Below are 15,723 nucleotides of genomic sequence, written 5' to 3'. Positions count from 1 at the left end.
GGTTTTTAAAAATGTCATGTATAACTTCCAGATGTTTCAAAACTGATTGATTCATTTGAAATTATTCATTATTCCGGAAAATAATAGTAAAAGCATATGTAAATGATCTGAGATATGAATTCCGCTTCAAATCTGACATTACAATTCGGGCCTGGGAAGCCTATCAAAAAGCAGGAATTCGTCCCCCTGACATAATTCATTCAGGTCATCCTATCCCACTATCACTTTTTGAATCGTAATTCAAAAATACTAATATTTTTTTATGACATATGATGTGATACCCTGAAGATATTTCACCTAAATTTCTTTTTTAGTATCTGGTTCTGATTTTTTAAGATGCACCTCTAACACCCCGTTTTTATACAGTGCCTTTGATCCGCTCTCATCGACTGGTTTAGGAAGGGGGACTATCTGTGATATGTATCCAAAACTGTGTTCCAACATAGAATATTCCATTTTCTCCTCTTTTTTCCATTCTCTACGCACACAGGAAATTTTCAGAGCCAGGGGATGTATCAGGTCTATTTTTATGTCTCTTTTCAGGTCACCGGGAATCATCTCAGCGGTGATTACAATCTCATCCTCATATTCAGTAATATTAACCTTGAGATTGTCCTGAACTCCTGGCAGCAATTTCCTCTCTGGGTCGTGGGAAGCAGGAAGTAACGCAATTGGACTTGCCTCCTGAATCTGCTGGAACAGTGCGTCCATATAATTTTTCATGTACTCAAGTTCCTCAAAAATGTACTCGTAATACTGTTTTGTCATACTTGTCACTCCATTTATTCATTTTTCTCCAGCAAGGGCTTCCAATATGAGACTCTCTTGTTTTGGTGTCAGTTTTTCCGGAATTTTCACCACAATTTTTACCAGAAGATCGCCCCTTTTATGAGTATTCAGATACGGCATTCCCTGCTCCCTGAGACGAAAGAGAGTATGGCTTTGAGTCCCACGGGGAATTTTGAGTGATGCTGTTCCTGTGATCGTACGCACAGAGATTTCACCTCCAAGAATTGCTATTTTCAGCCCGATAATGGTAGAACTGTACAAATCAACTCCCTTTCTTTCAAATGAGATATCTTTTTTCACATGAACAACTGCGTACAGATCTCCTGGTGGCCCCTGATTCTCTCCAGGCTCACCCTCACCGGCGATTCGGAGGAATTGTTTGTCTTCAACGCCCCGGGGGATTGTAACTTCTATTTTTCTTGTTTTTTGAAGTACCCCTCTTCCCTGACAGATATTACAGGGTTTCTCTATAATATTTCCACTTCCGCCACATTCAGGGCATTGGGCAATATTCATAACTTGTTGATGTCCTCTTTTCTGGATTGTCCGAATTTCTCCGGTCCCTTTGCATGTGGAACATGTACGGGCAAAACCGGGCTGAGCACCAGTCCCATGACAGGTATTACAGGTGATAAGATGAGGGACGGCTACAGTATTTTTAGTTCCATAAAAAGCGTCAGTAAGTGAGATTTCAATATCATACCGGAGATCAGCTCCTGCCCGGCTTCTTACTCTTCCGGTGCCTGTTGAAAAAGCATCAAAGATATCACCCAGACCGAAATCCCGGAATAGATCATCATAACTGGGAGGATTAGCCTGTGTATATTCACCAGGTTTAAAATCTGCGTGTCCTACCTGATCATACTGTGCTTTTTTCTGTGGATCACTGAGTACCTGGTAGGCTTCATTGACTTCCTTGAATTTTTCCTCAGCTTCGCTACTCCCCTGGTTCAGATCAGGATGATATTTTCGGGCAAGATGACGGAATGCTTTTTTTAGATCGTCCTGTGACGCATCTTTTTTTACGCCCAGGATTTCATAGAAATCCTTTTTTGCCATAATAATTACGGGATAAGATCTTACTCATCTTCTACCTTGAAATCTGCGTCTACCACTTTTTCTCCGCCAGGGCCACTACTCGGTTCATGTGGTGATTGTGATTGTTCACATCCTGGTGCAGAACACGTCTCTCCCGCTTGTTGCTGGGCGTATTTTTTAGCGGTTTCCTGGTATACTGCAGATCCTGCTTCACCAAGAACCTTCTGAAGTTTTTCAGTTTCGGTCCTTATTAGAGAACTGTCTTTTCCCTCCAGTGCAGTTTTCAATGCAACAATTGCTGCATTTACTTTATCGACAAGGTCAGGACTCAGCTTATCTGCAAGGTCGGTTTTTGTTTTTTCTGCAGTATATAGTAAAGAATCTGCAGAGTTACGGACTTCAACTTCATCTTTTCTTTTTCTGTCGTCTTCTTCAAATTCCTTTGCTTCATTCACCATTTTCTTGACATCATTATCCGGAAGTTTTGTCGAAGCGGTGATGGTCATCTTCTGCTCTTTTCCGGTTCCGAGATCCTTTGCAGATACGTTCAGAATACCTGATGCATCAATATCAAAGGACACTTCAATCTGGGGAACACCACGGGGAGCTGGAGGGATTCCTACAAGATTAAACTGACCAAGGCTTACATTATCACTGGCCATGGGACGTTCTCCCTGGAGCACATGAACGGTAACTGATGTCTGGTAATCAGCTGCTGTTGAGAAAATTTCACTTTTTTTCGCAGGAATAGTTGTATTTCTATCAATCAATGCCGTCCTCACACCACCAAGCGTCTCGATACCAAGAGTAAGCGGAGTCACGTCAAGAAGCACCATATCTGTGATTTCACCGCCTAATATGGCACCCTGAATTGCCGCACCGATGGCTACACATTCCATCGGATCGATTCCCCGCTCCACTTTTTTGCCAATATGGTCCTCAATGAATTTCTGGACAATGGGCATCCGGGTAGGGCCACCTACGAGGATTACTTTCTGAATGTCATTCTTGGTCAGTCCGGCATCTTTCAACGCCTGTTCAAAGGGATCGATGCACCGTTTGATAATTGGTTCAACGAGTTGTTCGAGTTTTGCCCGGCTTAGTTTCATTGAGAGGTGTATGGGACCTGCCTGGGTAGCAGAAGCATACGGGAGATTAATTTCGGTTTCTATAACTGTCGATAACTCTATCTTAGCTTTTTCAGCAGCTTCTTTTACCCGGGTTATTGCCATTTTATCTTTTCTGATATCAACACCCTCAAGTTTCTGAAACTCTGATGCAATCCATTCATACACTACATTGTCCATGTCAGTGCCACCGAGCTGGGTATCGCCTGAGGTCGCAAGAACCGTGAACGTTCCTCCACCAAATTCCATGATAGTTACATCAAGAGTCCCGCCACCAAGATCAAAGACCAGTATTTTATATTCCCCGCTCCGATCAAGACCATAGGCCATTGACGCTGCTGTGGGCTCATTTACAAGTCTTACTACGTCAAGACCCGCGATTTTTCCGGCATCCTTCGTAGCGGTTCGCTGGTTATCATTAAAATATGCTGGAACTGTTATCACAGCTTTTGTAATTGTTTCCCCGAGAAAAGCTTCTGCATCCCTTTTTATTTTTTGCAGGAGAAATGCAGATATCTGCTGTGGTGTGTATTCCTTTCCGGAAACTTTGTACACATAGTCAGTTCCCATCTTCCTCTTTGCACCAGTGACCGTATCCTCCGGGTTACTCACTGCCTGTCTGCGTGCCGGTTCTCCTACGAGGAGATGTCCTTCAGCAGTAAATGCGATGTAGGAGGGAAACATTTTCCCGGCAACCGTAGCACCTTCAGCCGATGGAATGATTGTCGGTTTTCCACCAAGTATAACTGCTGCTTCACTATTGGATGTTCCAAGGTCAATTCCGATGATCTTCTCTTTAGCCATTGTTTTCACCTTCATTTTCTTCGATCTGTTCTGCTATCTTAACTTTTGAGGGTCTGATGACCTTCGATTTCAACTGATAACCGGTGCTGAAATCTTCTAAAATGGTATTTGTTTCTTCCTTGCATTTTTCCTTGCATATTACCTCATGAAGATAAGGATCAAATTTTTTTCCCACACATACGATCGGAGAGAGGCCGTATTCACCCAGGATTTTTATTAATTTTTTCCGGATCATCTCCATTCCCTCCCGGTTCTGTTCCTGCTCAAGTGAGGGTAAAGCCCGTTGGAAATCATCGAGTATAATGAGCAGATCTTTGATTAGGTTCTCATTGGCCAGGGCAATGATAGATGTTTTTTCTTTTTCAGACCACTTACGAAAATTATCAAAATCTGCCTGGAGATATTGTAACTGGTTCAGCCGGTCCTCTGCGAGTTTGACCTGGTTTTCAAGATCTTTTTTTAACTGTTCCAGATTTTCTGTCATGATTTCTCTATAAAAAATCTTGTTTTTGTCCTTGTATTTTGTACAAATTACTGATCCTGAAGTTATCAAAGATGTATTATATCATCCTTGGATGAAGAATTGATTCATGTATAAATAAAGTTAAGCCACCATATAGAATAAAGAGAAATAATGAATCCGGTAAAGGTTAAAATTTTAAAATAATGATATTATCTGATTATATCTGGTTTAAGGGGGTGAAAGACGAGGCTCTTCAATGCGACACATTCTTTTAATGTGGTAACCTTGTATGGCTGGATGGTTATTTCCATGCACAACAAAGTTCTCTCCTTATTGCTCAACTCATCTGTAAAAGGATTGATAACTAGAGAATCTGAAGAAGAAACATTAATTTATCCTTCTTTTTGCTGCGATTATCTCCCTTATTATTGATGAGAAACAAACACAGGTATAAAAAATAGATATTATTTTATCAGAGCAATTCACGAATTTTTCAGAGATCTAAGGTTAAATAATATGGTTTTATGATTTGATAGACATTACTGTTTAATTCTGAAATATAAACTATAAATAATCGGTTATACTATATACGCGGGTTACAATTAATGGTACGAGGGAAAAATTGCGAATGAGTTATCTGCTAAAACATCTAAAGCCAGAGGAAATAGGTTGGATTGATTATTCCATGGTTTTATTAATCTTTTTTTCCATGATCTCTTTTATATTTATAGGTATCCTCAATTTAGTTTTGGTATATTTGTCAATTATCGGGTTAATTACAGGACAACATGGTCCGGTATCAGACGCTGGAATATTGGGGATAATCAGTACAGCCCTATTAACGGTAATCGTCGTTGAACTCTATATCACCGTAAAAGAACTTAAAAATGGTAATATCGACATCAAACTCATTTTAATCATTGGTCTGACTGCTATTGTCCGGCATTTTATTTTATTAATTTCACAGGATTTTAATGAAGATAATGTAATTTCTTTAATTGGAATGGCTATTGTAATGTTATTTTTTATCCTTGGATTATGGATAGTTAAGAGTAAAAAAATTGATAATATATCTGATATCTGGTCTCCATCACCAAAAATAGACTAAAAAAGAAATGGATCCAGTCGTGACAAGCAAGATTCAAAGGTGATCTCAACAGGATGAGATCCATGAATCATTTCCTGCCAGGTAGAGGAGCATTCAGTGTTTAACTATGGATTTTGGTTTTTAGCAATATTCCCAATGATATTTTGTGCTATTGTAGAAAAATTCTTTTTTTTGAATGCGAAGAATAAAAAACCTGGTTAGATCATCCATCCCAATCTATTTATAGAACCATTAATCATTCCTATCTTATATACAGGAGAGTCTGTAAATGTCGACACAACTTGGTGGACGGCCTATCTATATTCTTACAGAAGGCAGTTCCCGTAATCATGGCCGTGATGCACAAAGTATGAACTTCACCGCTGCAAAAGCGGTTGCCAGTGTAGTCCGGAGTACCTTAGGTCCGAAGGGTATGGACAAGATGCTTGTTGATTCTATGGGCAATATTGTCATAACCAATGACGGGGCTACCATCCTCAAAGAGATGGACATTGACCATCCAGCTGCTAAAATGATGGTTGAAATTGCAAAAACCCAGGACGATGATGTTGGTGACGGAACCACAACTGCAGTAGTTATTGCCGGAGAATTACTCCGGCGTGCTGAAGAGTTAATTGAGCAGGGTATTCATCCAACCGTTATTGTTCATGGGTACCGGATGGCAGGAGAGAAAGCTCAGGAAATATTGAAGAGTTTTGCGATACGTATCAAACCAACCGATACAAATGCCTTAAAGAAGATTGCAGAGACCGCAATGTCCGGAAAAGGTGTTGAATCAGCCAGATCACTGCTCTGCGACCTTGTATCAAAAGCAGTAACTATCGTTGCTGATAAAGATGGCAAAGTTGATGCCGGGGATATAAAAATCGAGAAAAAAGTCGGGGGGACTATTGAAGAATCAGAGATTATCATGGGTATTGTCATCGATAAGGAACGTGTTCATTCAGGTATGCCGGTAAAGATTACCAAGGCGAAAGTTATGCTCCTGAATGTTCCGGTTGAGTTTACAAAAACCGAAGTTGATGCTCAAATTACGATTACCCGCCCGGATCAACTGGAGGCTTTCTTAAACGAGGAAGAACGGATGACGAAGATGATCGTTGAAAAGATCATTAAGACCGGGGCAAATGTCGTCATCTGTCAGAAAGCAATAACTGAAATAGCCCAGCATTATCTCTCAAAAGCAGGAATTTTAGCGATTCGCCGGGTAAAGAGTTCAGATATGGACAAACTGGTCCGGGCAACCGGTGCCAGTGTCATCTCCAGTATTGATGCGATTTCTGCCAAGGAACTAGGATATGCCGGTTTAGTCGAAGAGCGTAAGGTATCTGGGGAAGAGATGATCTTTGTCGAAGAATGTAAGAATCCCAAAGCGATTTCTCTCATCATCCGGGGAGGGACTGAACACCTCGTTGATGGGTATGAAAGAGCCATTGAGGATGCAATCCGCGTTGTTTCCACCGTTGTCGATGATAAGATGTTTGTTGCCGGTGGTGGAGCACCTGAAATCGAACTTTCACTACGGCTCCGGGAGTTTGCAACTACTGTAGGAGGTCGTGCTCAGCTTGCAATTGATGCATTTTCCACCGCTCTTGAGATAATCCCCCGGACCCTGGCAGAAAATGCAGGTCTTGACCCGATTGACATGGTTGTTGCTCTTCGTGCAGCTCATGAAAATGGGCATACAACCTTTGGTCTGGATGTTTTCAATGGAAAACCAGTGGATATGCTCAAAGAAGGTGTCATTGAGCCACTCCGTGTGAAAACCCGGGCGATCTCGAGTGCTGTAGAGACAGCGGATATGATTCTCAGAATTGATGATAACATTTCCTCTGCTAAGTCAGCAGCACCAGCAATGCCCCCGGGAGGTATGGACGGAATGGGCGGAATGGGGATGTAAATTTTTATTTATTTTCCGAGTAGCTTTTTATTATGGATAAAATCCTTCTTTTAAGTATTGAGTGATGCAAAAATCTCATTCAGAAAATTTTTTATCAAAATTGAATGAGAATGAAACGTTTCGTGAATGATAATGATATGGTGCCTGAACAATAGCATAATTTTCAGCAATAACTCTTAATCCATCCCGGTTTTACCAAAGACAGAGAAGACTGATTAAAATTGTTAATATCCAATCATGGATTCTGCATACTCTTTTTTATTGAGATGGTAAATACATGGCACTTCATGGAGTTTGTCTTCAGCTAAATACGTTCTTTTAATTCTGATTTCCCGGAAATTCGGCATAACAACATTGTTTAAAATTTTTGCATATCCGGATTCTCCAGTCATATCAAAGTTACAATGGATATCCCCCATTTCATCCATAATACAATGGACACATCTCTTTAACTCATCTGTACTATAGCAGGGCCGTATCTGTCTTTCTTCAACTGGTGGAATCATACACCTCATCAGTTTTTATTCTATTTAAGATAGAGTAACGGAAAAAAAAATTATGTCTGGTATTCACTGATATACGCAATTGGATCACCAGTAACATTTGCAACTTTTCCGGTATACTTTACATCCGGAATTGACTGTAGTCCTTCCATATCGTATACACGGGGTCCGTATTGATAACCGGATAATTCATACCACCAGTCAGGATACCCGACATTCTGGATGGTCTTATTCCGGACATCATTATAATTCCCGTTCCTATAGGTTACAATGACTTTACCGGTCAGATTCATCCAGGAATTTATGGTATCTACTGCAGTCTGGTCGGTGTATGCAGTGAGAAACATTCGTGCCTCAGTGATATTCTGCTTGTAGAGTTCCAATGCTTTTGCTTCTATATCTGGTTGTCTGGCTAGAGCGTCACTTTCTAATCTTGATTGTTCTGCTTTAATTACCGGAGAAATCTGGTTATACATGAATCTGGCCCAGTTTTGCAGGAGTTCAAACGGCCAGAAGGCACTATTGAGATTAAATTCCCAGTGAGAGCCATGAAGGTATGGCGTTGGAAGCCGGTAAATGCCTGCATAGAAGGGAACATAACAGGTCTCTGCAGGTGAGGAAAGTCCAAGCCAGCAGATGCCTCCGATGATTGCCGGAAGATCTTTCCGACCCTGGCAGACATATGAATACCCACAGGGATCTGTTGAGATCGGTCTTGCCCAGGAACCTGGTTTTAGTTCACCTTCATATGGGGCATCATGAAGATCAAACGGTCCCCATACCCGGTATGGATCTCCGAATGGGCCACCTGCCGGAGCAGCGGTGAGATCAAATACCGTCCCTTCATAGTGGTCACGGAATAGCGAGAATGATTCTGATGTATTCACCGGGCTATCAGGTTTTACTGAGAACGGGTAGGCTTTTGAGAATGGGCCCTCCACGTAAGGTGATAATTTGAGTGAGGGGGCGAGAATATCCATAATCCTCCATACTCTGCTTTGTGAATAATATGGATGAGAATATTCACCGATTCCAAAAACTTTTGCCCAGTCAAGTGGTCCGTCTGATGGGTCATACCATCCCATTTTTTGTGCATCATCAACCAGGTTTTCTGAAAATAACTGGTGATGATCATTGTAGTCAAGTTCACGAATCCGGAATTCGTTAGCCGCAACAAATACATGACCTGGTGTTATCTGTTGTGCTGCCCAGTACCCACCGGTCCCGTCCGGAGTTCCTCCACACATCTCAATGACCCAGGCATCCTCCGGATCGGCAAAAATTAACGTTTCTCCGGTTCCGTAATATCCATATGTTTCAATGAGATCTCCAATAAGAAGTACTGCTTCCCTGGCGGTCTTACACCGTTCCAATGCAATATTTGAGAGTTCTGAACTGTAGAAAATTCGTTTGTCTTTTTCCGCTGAAGGATGAATCTTTGCATAATCCGTGCATTCTCCGGACATTAACTGGTGCTCGTTGATTATACCGTAACTGCCAGTGATATATGCATAGGTATGGTTTATTTCCGGAATCTCTCCGATAACAACAGATTCAGTTTCAGATGATGATGCTTCTCCCAGAAATTCTCCACCTGAATTTGGATCATAAATTACCTGTCGTTTCGCTCCTTCCATATGATCTTTAGCCGGAACATGCCGGAAAACTACCATGTCCTCCCTTATCCGGTTAGCAACAAGGCCTGTTCCAAATCCATCATTTGTATGGCCAACAAAGACAGATCCGTCTTCTGAAGCCTCATCAGTCACCACAAAAGTAGTACATCCAAATGATGCCGGAATGGCAATCATAAAAACCAGGATAGAAATTACTAATCCTCTCACTAATGCCATGTGGTTTCATTCAATAACCATGTAGATATAAGTATCGAAAAAAACCCGGAGTCTTTGTCAGGTTCGGTCAGAGGTTTTTTACAACCAGAGATATACTGCCATTTAAATTTGAAAAGAAATTCTTTCCATCTACAGTGAATGAATCATACGGTATTGATCCAGTGCATTGAAACCCACATGATTCAAAGGAGCGAAGGGATGCCATACTGGTACAGTCCGCTACAATCCTGGAATATCCCTGGGTTTTCCCCCATGAAATCACCCGGGTAATGAGTTCTTTGGCAATTCCGGATTTCCTATGCCTGGCATCTACTCCAATCTGGAACACATGGAGAACTGTTCCGGGAGTAATCCTGGAAAGATCCAAGTATGTTTCCTCCAGTTTCTCAATCAATGCAACCGTCTCTCGAAAATGACTGAGAAACTGAACCATTTCTTCTCCTTCATCCCGGATATCTGAAAGCAGGTCCAGACAGAAGATAAATCCTGTCATTTCTGATGACTGATCCAGTGAAACAAAACTGAGGTTTTTTGTAAAAACAGCCCTGACATAAATTTCTGCAAAGGGAAGAAACATGGCCGGGTCCGGAGCATGGAGGACTGATGTAGGTTCATCATTCAGGAAAACGTCAGTATAGAGTCGTGCTGCTTTTGAAATATGATAAGATGAGAGGGGAACTATGATAGCCACGGTTATCTGTACCTATGAAAACTGTTATCTATATTATATCTGTGGATATCGGTGGAGTGATCCGGTTCTATAAACAAAATCGGTTCAATAAGGGATTTGGTTTTATAGATATATGCATATATACTGTATCCAATCATGACTCCATACCTGAAAACGACAGTGATTCTTCTTGTTGTAATATCCCTGCTTTTCCCGGTAACGCTCAGTGATACCTGTTCTTCATGTCAACCTGCCCTGACAATTGATGGAATAAAGCTTCAGGATATTAATCCGGAAAATATTAGCGTATTTAGAAATATCAATGCGGTGGACATCGGAAGGGCCATGGACCTGAGTCAATATGAAAACCTTGATATTCAAAGTCTCACTGAAGATATCATCGATGCTGAAACTGATACCGGTTCCTCTGGTAGTCCGGATGCTGCTATCATGGGTCTGCAATCAGAAATTGTCCTGGCAATGCAGGAGGCAAATAAAAATACACCCCGGTTTGTTATTCCGGATGATTTGAAAGACCTACCTCCTGGAAATTTCAGCCTTTTAAATAACCTGGTATATGTACCTGATGAACAGGATCAGACAGGAGGAAGTCCGGAACATTGTGGAAATTGCTGGGTTTTTGCTGATACAGCAGCATTACAACTTGACCTATCCTATCAGAAAAATATCACTGACCGCTTATCTGTTCAGTATTTTAATTCTAATTATCATAATGGGACCGGGATATGGGCATGTTGCGGTGGAAATCCTACCTGGTTTGCAGATTTTTACAATACTACAAAAATGGCAATTCCATGGAATAACACGAATGCATCCTTTGCAGATAGTTCACAGATGTGTGAGCAGGGAGAATCAACAACAACTCCGGCATCTTCAATTGCGAAAGATCCTTTTTACACGATAGAAAATATCAGTGCACAAATGATTGCGACGAATAGTGTATATGAAGAGCAGTATATCGGTAATGAGACCGCTATTCAGTCAATCAAGGCAGCATTATACTCTGGAAAAGGTGTAATTATTATCTATACTCCTGATAACTGGGACCCATTCATGGACTTCTGGACAAACCAGAGTGAAAATGCCATCTTCACTCCGGTTCAGGATCCAAATGCTACAGAAAATGATGGTGGCCATGTAATGCTTATCATTGGGTATGACGATACCGACCCGGAGCACTCATACTGGACAGTTCTCAACAGTTGGGGAGCCCCACAAAACCGTCCTGATGGTCTGTTCAGACTGAATATGGGCCTTGATTATACGCTCCAAAATCCAGATGGAGTGAATGCTTATGAATTTTACATTCTGGATGTTGTATGGAAGTAATTCCTTTTTTTGGTATTAGGTTTGAATTAAGTTTTTTATGAGAAAAATTTTTTTTTTAATTCCAGAATATCTCTACCTATGTTATCAATTAAATAAATTAGAGGAATTCAATGAGTGATAAAAATCGGGAGGAATTACTTGGAAAAGTTTTCAGGATGAAAGATCTCATCCAGTACCAGGAAGGGACCATTGCAAGTCGGATGATTATTCTCAAGAAAAGCGGATCAATTACACTGTTTTCATTCGATGAGGGGGAAGGTCTTTCAGAGCATACTGCTCCTTTTGATGCGATAGTGACCATTCTTGAGGGAGAATGTGAAGTTCGTGTAGATGGTGTCTCCTCCGGAATGAAGGAAGGAGAAACCATAATCTTTCCGGCAAATAGACCTCATGCGGTACAAGCCATAAAACGATTTAAAATGATGCTGACTATGATCCGGGAGAATTCAGGTAACTAAGTAAAGTATCTGGAAAATAATAAAATTCATCCCAGCCGGTAATATTTTTTTGGAACGGTAATTTCAAACCTGACTCCTGTTCCTTCTTTTCCTTTCTCCTGTATGGTCAATCCAGTAATGTTGAGGATATCTTTAGAAAGAAATAGCCCGAATCCAGAATTTTTATAATATTTTCTTAAAAAAATATTTTCTTTTTGTGATTCTGGAACGCCTCCTCCGTTATCTTCATAAATGAGAATAAGATTATCGCCCCGTATCTCAAAAAAAATCCGGATCTCTGTAAGATTTTTTCCATGTCTGAAGGAATTTTCAATCAGGTTGTAACAGACTCTCTCAAAAAGCGGATCTGCATAACATTCGATACCGTCAAGGTTTGTTTCAAATATGAGAGATTGATTGTTCATTGACCTGAAGACATGTTGGAATATGCCCTGTACTTTTTGCCACTGCGGTGCATGCATTCCCATCTGCTGGTAGTCCCGGGTAAAAGTAATCTGCTTTCTGATGGTCTCAACATTTTCCTTTGCCCTTGTTACATATTCCGTTACTTCATCTCCTGATACTTCATCTTCAATCAGGGCCATATATCCATTGAGGGAAGTTACTTTATTGAGTATGTCATGTCTGGTAATCCCGGAAAGAAGCTGTAATTTTTGAATTGCCATTTTGAGTTGTGCTTCATTTTCTATGAGTTTTTTATTATTTATGTCGAGTTCTGAATTTTTCTCACAGATGGTTTTCCGGAGGATTCCCCGTTCGATATGAAATTTCAGTCTTGCCAGAAGAATCCGGGTTTTAACCGGTTTTGAGACATAGTCTACACCACCACAATCAAGTCCCTTTTCCAGCATTTCATCTTCTCCGGCAGCGGAAAGGAAGATAATGGGAGTATTCTCAAGTTTTTCTTTCTCTCTCATTTGCTGACAAACATCAAGACCATTCATACCCGGCATCATAATGTCAAGGATAATAGCATCAGGTAGTTCTGACTCGCATATCTCCAGGGCTGAAAGTCCATCTCGTGCGAGTAAAACCTGAAATCCGGCGGAATGTATTATCTTTGCAGCTAACTGGAGGTTATTTTCATCATCATCTACTATAAGGATGGTCTTTTCCTTTTCCGGATTACATATTGCCATGAACGAGTTCCTCGAATTCTTTTAGGATATCTTTTACCATTTTGAGGTCGAAATCTTCTGCAGCCTGTTTTAATCTTTTTGCCATAATATCGAACAGTTCAATTCCATTCTGTTCTCCAAACTCTTTCATTTCATTAGCAAGGACAATAACATCTCCGGGAATGAATTTTCTTTTAAAAGTGGATAACCTTGCATGGAAAAGATTGTCTGCCTCTTTGCATATTTCCGGAGAAATTCCATGCTGCATCTTTTTCGGTTTTTCGATTAATGAACTCTTATTTTCGTTGATGACTGGTAAGAATTCCCTGAGCTTTGGCACCAGATCCATAAGGGTGATTGGTTTTCGTAGTACTGCATCGAACAGATCCAGTTTTGCTTCATCTTCAGGGTTTATAAGAGCAGTAAGAGCAATGATTGGCACGTGTTTTTTGTAATTTTCTCTAATTTCTGCTGCCATTGCATCACCCTTCATACCCGGCATTCTGATATCGGTGATGACCAAATCCGGGTTTATCAAATTGAAGGATGAAAGAGCTTCATCTGCCGAATGTAAAGGATGTGGAATAAGGCCTAACTTTTTTATCATATCTGCAAGTACAATCAGGTTATTTTCAACGTCATCCACAATGAGCAGGTGTGCTGATTTGAAGGATGGTAGAGTAAATGGTTCTTTCTCCAAAGTATCTGTGTTTTCAATGCTAATAATGGCAGGAATCTGAATCCTGAAAACACTCCCGACATCAGGCTCACTTTCTAAGCTTATAGTCCCTCCCATCATTTTTATCAGTTTTTTACTTATTGAAAGCCCAAGACCTGTCCCTCCATATTGTTTGACAAGTGAAGAATCCTGCTGTTCAAAAGCATGGAATATTTTTTCCTGGTCGGCATATGGAATCCCGATACCAGTATCTTCAACCAAAAAAGTTAGTATGCATCTGTTTTCATCACATGGCTCGTAGTGTAATGATAGAGAAATAGATCCGGATTTGGTAAATTTTACTGCATTACCCACGATATTTAGCAGGACCTGCCTGATTCTGTTCTCATCCAGCATAATGGCCGGGATGTCTGAAGGTATAGTCAGTGTAAAGTTTAATCCCCTGACCCTTGCCCTTTCTCCAAGTATAAGGTCAATCTCCTCCATCACTTTTTTCAGGTTTACCGGACTTTGCACAAGTTCCAGTTTATGCGCATCAATTTTTGAGAGATCCAGGATCTCATTTATGAGAGAGAGAAGACTGTTCCCGGCTGAATGAATTGAATTCACGTATCTGACCATCCGGGGTTCCTCCACTTCATGTTCAATTAATGAACTAAACCCGATAATGGCATTCAGAGGTGTTCGAATCTCATGACTCATATTCGCTAAAAAAATACTCTTCGCCCGGTTAGCAGATTCAGCTTCATTTCTTGCAGTATCCAGATCCCGTGTCATTTTGAGTATGTGTCTGACAAGATCAGCCATTACCTTAGAGAGGTCTGAAAAATCATCCTCACCTGGTATTATGAGAACATCAGGGTTTACCTTTGACCAGTCCTGCTGAGACTCAATTACTTTCATTTTTCGTATCAACTGTCTCATTCTTCCAAGGATGTCATGATCAACGGTAAGGATATTGAGAATAATAAAAATCAGGAAAATGATAGAAAACCCAAATAACATGAAATATTTTATTTCATCCCTGAATTGGGGGACAGGCCATGAACCGGTGAGGATACATGCTCCTCCTCCCAGCATGGGATACAGGGTGAAAGAATAATTTTCCAATCCTTCATTTGTATTAAAAACCTGGAATCCGGGTTTTATCTTTCCAATCAGTTCTGACTTTCCAATAAGTGTGGAGAGATTAAAAACCGGCTTTATTGTAATGGAATTAGAAAGAATTGATGAGTAATAATAGACATCTTTCTGGGTAATAAATCGCCCGCCGACAATTGTGCCAATCATGAATCCTGAATGGTTATGTATCGGAGATGATGCAAACATCATAGGTTTTTCTGATATCTCTAAAAGTCCAACATCCTGAAATCCTCTCATATCAGAATGGCTATGCAATTCAACATTTTTTTGAAGGAGATGTCTGAAATTATCTTTTCCCGATTCTGATAGGTTTTTTATCTGTTTTGTTTCTCTATCAAATATCAGGCTTCCACTGGCATTATAGAGGTACATAAAATCCAGGTTACTTAAAGAAAGGGTGTTTTCAGTCAAAGTGGGAATAAAACCTGTTTTATTAATTACAGGTGGAGGAGGGGGAAATTGATTTAATTCATCTATATTATTAAAATTCACATAAGAAATAATTTCATTTCTTATCGCCTGTTCTTTTATCGTAGCATTGATCTCTTCGAGATCATGAGCAAGAAGATTATAACCCAATTGCATGGTTTCAAGAATATTGGTTTGTTCTACCTCCTTGTGCTCAACATCGATTACATACGATGATACAATCCAGAATAAACCAAGGGCTATGAGACAGGTTAATAATAATTTAAAAAGAATTTTTGTCCGGACATTCAT

The 15,723-nt window shown here is 40.4% G+C and carries 13 protein-coding genes; 4 read left to right on the top strand and 9 right to left on the bottom strand.

Features of this window, described 5'->3' with window-relative positions; genetic code table 11:
- Nucleotides 1-297: 297 nt before the first annotated feature.
- Genes DLD82_RS02550 through DLD82_RS02535 form a run of 4 tightly spaced genes read right to left on the bottom strand, consistent with a single transcriptional unit; the run spans nt 298 to nt 4,242 of the window.
- A complete protein-coding gene (locus DLD82_RS02550) occupies nt 298-768 on the bottom strand; it encodes an Hsp20/alpha crystallin family protein (RefSeq protein WP_109939534.1) in 471 nt (156 codons plus the stop codon).
- Nucleotides 769-786: 18 nt separating this feature from the next.
- Entirely contained in the window at nt 787-1,848 is a 1,062-nt protein-coding gene (gene dnaJ / locus DLD82_RS02545) for a molecular chaperone DnaJ (protein ID WP_109939533.1), read from the bottom strand.
- A gap of 20 nt (nt 1,849-1,868) precedes the next feature.
- A complete protein-coding gene (gene dnaK, locus DLD82_RS02540; RefSeq protein WP_109939532.1) occupies nt 1,869-3,758 on the bottom strand; it encodes a molecular chaperone DnaK in 1,890 nt (629 codons plus the stop codon).
- Complete coding sequence (locus DLD82_RS02535) at nt 3,751-4,242, bottom strand: nucleotide exchange factor GrpE (protein WP_109939576.1); 492 nt, start codon at nt 4,240-4,242, stop codon at nt 3,751-3,753. The genes dnaK and DLD82_RS02535 overlap by 8 nt, the downstream gene beginning before the upstream one ends.
- Nucleotides 4,243-4,849: 607 nt before the next feature.
- Here DLD82_RS02535 and DLD82_RS02530 point away from each other — a divergent pair.
- Together DLD82_RS02530 and thsA are read left to right on the top strand one after the other, a co-directional pair.
- Nucleotides 4,850-5,329, top strand: coding sequence for a phosphate-starvation-inducible PsiE family protein (locus DLD82_RS02530; RefSeq protein ID WP_109939531.1), 480 nt, complete (start codon nt 4,850-4,852; stop codon nt 5,327-5,329).
- Between the two features lie 268 nt (nt 5,330-5,597).
- Nucleotides 5,598-7,229, top strand: coding sequence for a thermosome subunit alpha (thsA, locus tag DLD82_RS02525; protein ID WP_109939530.1), 1,632 nt, complete (start codon nt 5,598-5,600; stop codon nt 7,227-7,229).
- Between the two features lie 224 nt (nt 7,230-7,453).
- On the opposite strand, the gene DLD82_RS02520 is transcribed toward thsA, so the two are convergent.
- From DLD82_RS02520 to DLD82_RS02510, 3 genes are all read right to left on the bottom strand, one after another.
- Nucleotides 7,454-7,735, bottom strand: coding sequence for a hypothetical protein (locus DLD82_RS02520; protein WP_109939529.1), 282 nt, complete (start codon nt 7,733-7,735; stop codon nt 7,454-7,456).
- A 50-nt stretch (nt 7,736-7,785) separates the two neighbouring features.
- Nucleotides 7,786-9,585 carry a dipeptidase gene (locus tag DLD82_RS02515; RefSeq protein ID WP_109939528.1) on the bottom strand — a complete coding sequence of 600 codons (1,800 nt, stop codon included), beginning with the start codon at nt 9,583-9,585 and terminating at the stop codon, nt 7,786-7,788.
- 67 nt (nt 9,586-9,652) lie between these two features.
- A complete protein-coding gene (locus DLD82_RS02510) occupies nt 9,653-10,276 on the bottom strand; it encodes a GNAT family N-acetyltransferase (protein WP_109939527.1) in 624 nt (207 codons plus the stop codon).
- A 135-nt stretch (nt 10,277-10,411) separates the two neighbouring features.
- Between DLD82_RS02510 and DLD82_RS02505 the strand changes: the two genes are divergently transcribed.
- Both DLD82_RS02505 and DLD82_RS02500 read left to right on the top strand, forming a co-directional pair.
- Nucleotides 10,412-11,605: a C1 family peptidase gene (locus DLD82_RS02505; RefSeq protein ID WP_109939526.1), complete on the top strand. Its 1,194-nt coding sequence runs from the start codon at nt 10,412-10,414 to the stop codon at nt 11,603-11,605.
- Between the two features lie 110 nt (nt 11,606-11,715).
- The gene (locus DLD82_RS02500; protein ID WP_109939525.1) at nt 11,716-12,063 is read left to right on the top strand and encodes a cupin domain-containing protein; all 348 of its coding nucleotides are present in this window, start codon (nt 11,716-11,718) and stop codon (nt 12,061-12,063) included.
- 26 nt (nt 12,064-12,089) lie between these two features.
- Here the strand turns inward: DLD82_RS02500 and DLD82_RS02495 are convergent, their stop codons facing one another.
- Both DLD82_RS02495 and DLD82_RS02490 read right to left on the bottom strand, forming a co-directional pair.
- A complete protein-coding gene (locus tag DLD82_RS02495; protein ID WP_109939524.1) occupies nt 12,090-13,202 on the bottom strand; it encodes a hybrid sensor histidine kinase/response regulator in 1,113 nt (370 codons plus the stop codon).
- Entirely contained in the window at nt 13,189-15,723 is a 2,535-nt protein-coding gene (locus DLD82_RS02490; protein ID WP_109939523.1) for an ATP-binding protein, read from the bottom strand. Before DLD82_RS02490 ends, DLD82_RS02495 begins: the two co-directional genes overlap by 14 nt.

The organism is Methanospirillum stamsii, assembly GCF_003173335.1.
In the GTDB taxonomy this organism is placed as follows: domain Archaea; phylum Halobacteriota; class Methanomicrobia; order Methanomicrobiales; family Methanospirillaceae; genus Methanospirillum; species Methanospirillum stamsii.
Note: the sequence above shows the minus strand (reverse complement) of the source record. Positions and strands in the feature narration are given on the sequence as shown.

What these genes read in the sequence shown, in the direction of transcription:
- DLD82_RS02500 (WP_109939525.1), top strand. Translation starts at nt 11,716, where the DNA reads ATGAGTGATAAAAATCGGGAGGAATTACTTGGAAAAGTTTTCAGGATG.
- dnaK (WP_109939532.1), bottom strand. Translation starts at nt 3,758, where the DNA reads ATGGCTAAAGAGAAGATCATCGGAATTGACCTTGGAACATCCAATAGT.
- DLD82_RS02505 (WP_109939526.1), top strand. Translation starts at nt 10,412, where the DNA reads ATGACTCCATACCTGAAAACGACAGTGATTCTTCTTGTTGTAATATCC.
- thsA (WP_109939530.1), top strand. Translation starts at nt 5,598, where the DNA reads ATGTCGACACAACTTGGTGGACGGCCTATCTATATTCTTACAGAAGGC.
- DLD82_RS02530 (WP_109939531.1), top strand. Translation starts at nt 4,850, where the DNA reads ATGAGTTATCTGCTAAAACATCTAAAGCCAGAGGAAATAGGTTGGATT.
- DLD82_RS02550 (WP_109939534.1), bottom strand. Translation starts at nt 768, where the DNA reads ATGACAAAACAGTATTACGAGTACATTTTTGAGGAACTTGAGTACATG.
- dnaJ (WP_109939533.1), bottom strand. Translation starts at nt 1,848, where the DNA reads ATGGCAAAAAAGGATTTCTATGAAATCCTGGGCGTAAAAAAAGATGCG.
- DLD82_RS02535 (WP_109939576.1), bottom strand. Translation starts at nt 4,242, where the DNA reads ATGACAGAAAATCTGGAACAGTTAAAAAAAGATCTTGAAAACCAGGTC.
- DLD82_RS02495 (WP_109939524.1), bottom strand. Translation starts at nt 13,202, where the DNA reads ATGGCAATATGTAATCCGGAAAAGGAAAAGACCATCCTTATAGTAGAT.
- DLD82_RS02515 (WP_109939528.1), bottom strand. Translation starts at nt 9,585, where the DNA reads ATGGCATTAGTGAGAGGATTAGTAATTTCTATCCTGGTTTTTATGATT.
- DLD82_RS02520 (WP_109939529.1), bottom strand. Translation starts at nt 7,735, where the DNA reads ATGATTCCACCAGTTGAAGAAAGACAGATACGGCCCTGCTATAGTACA.
- DLD82_RS02490 (WP_109939523.1), bottom strand. Translation starts at nt 15,723, where the DNA reads ATGAATGTCCGGACAAAAATTCTTTTTAAATTATTATTAACCTGTCTC.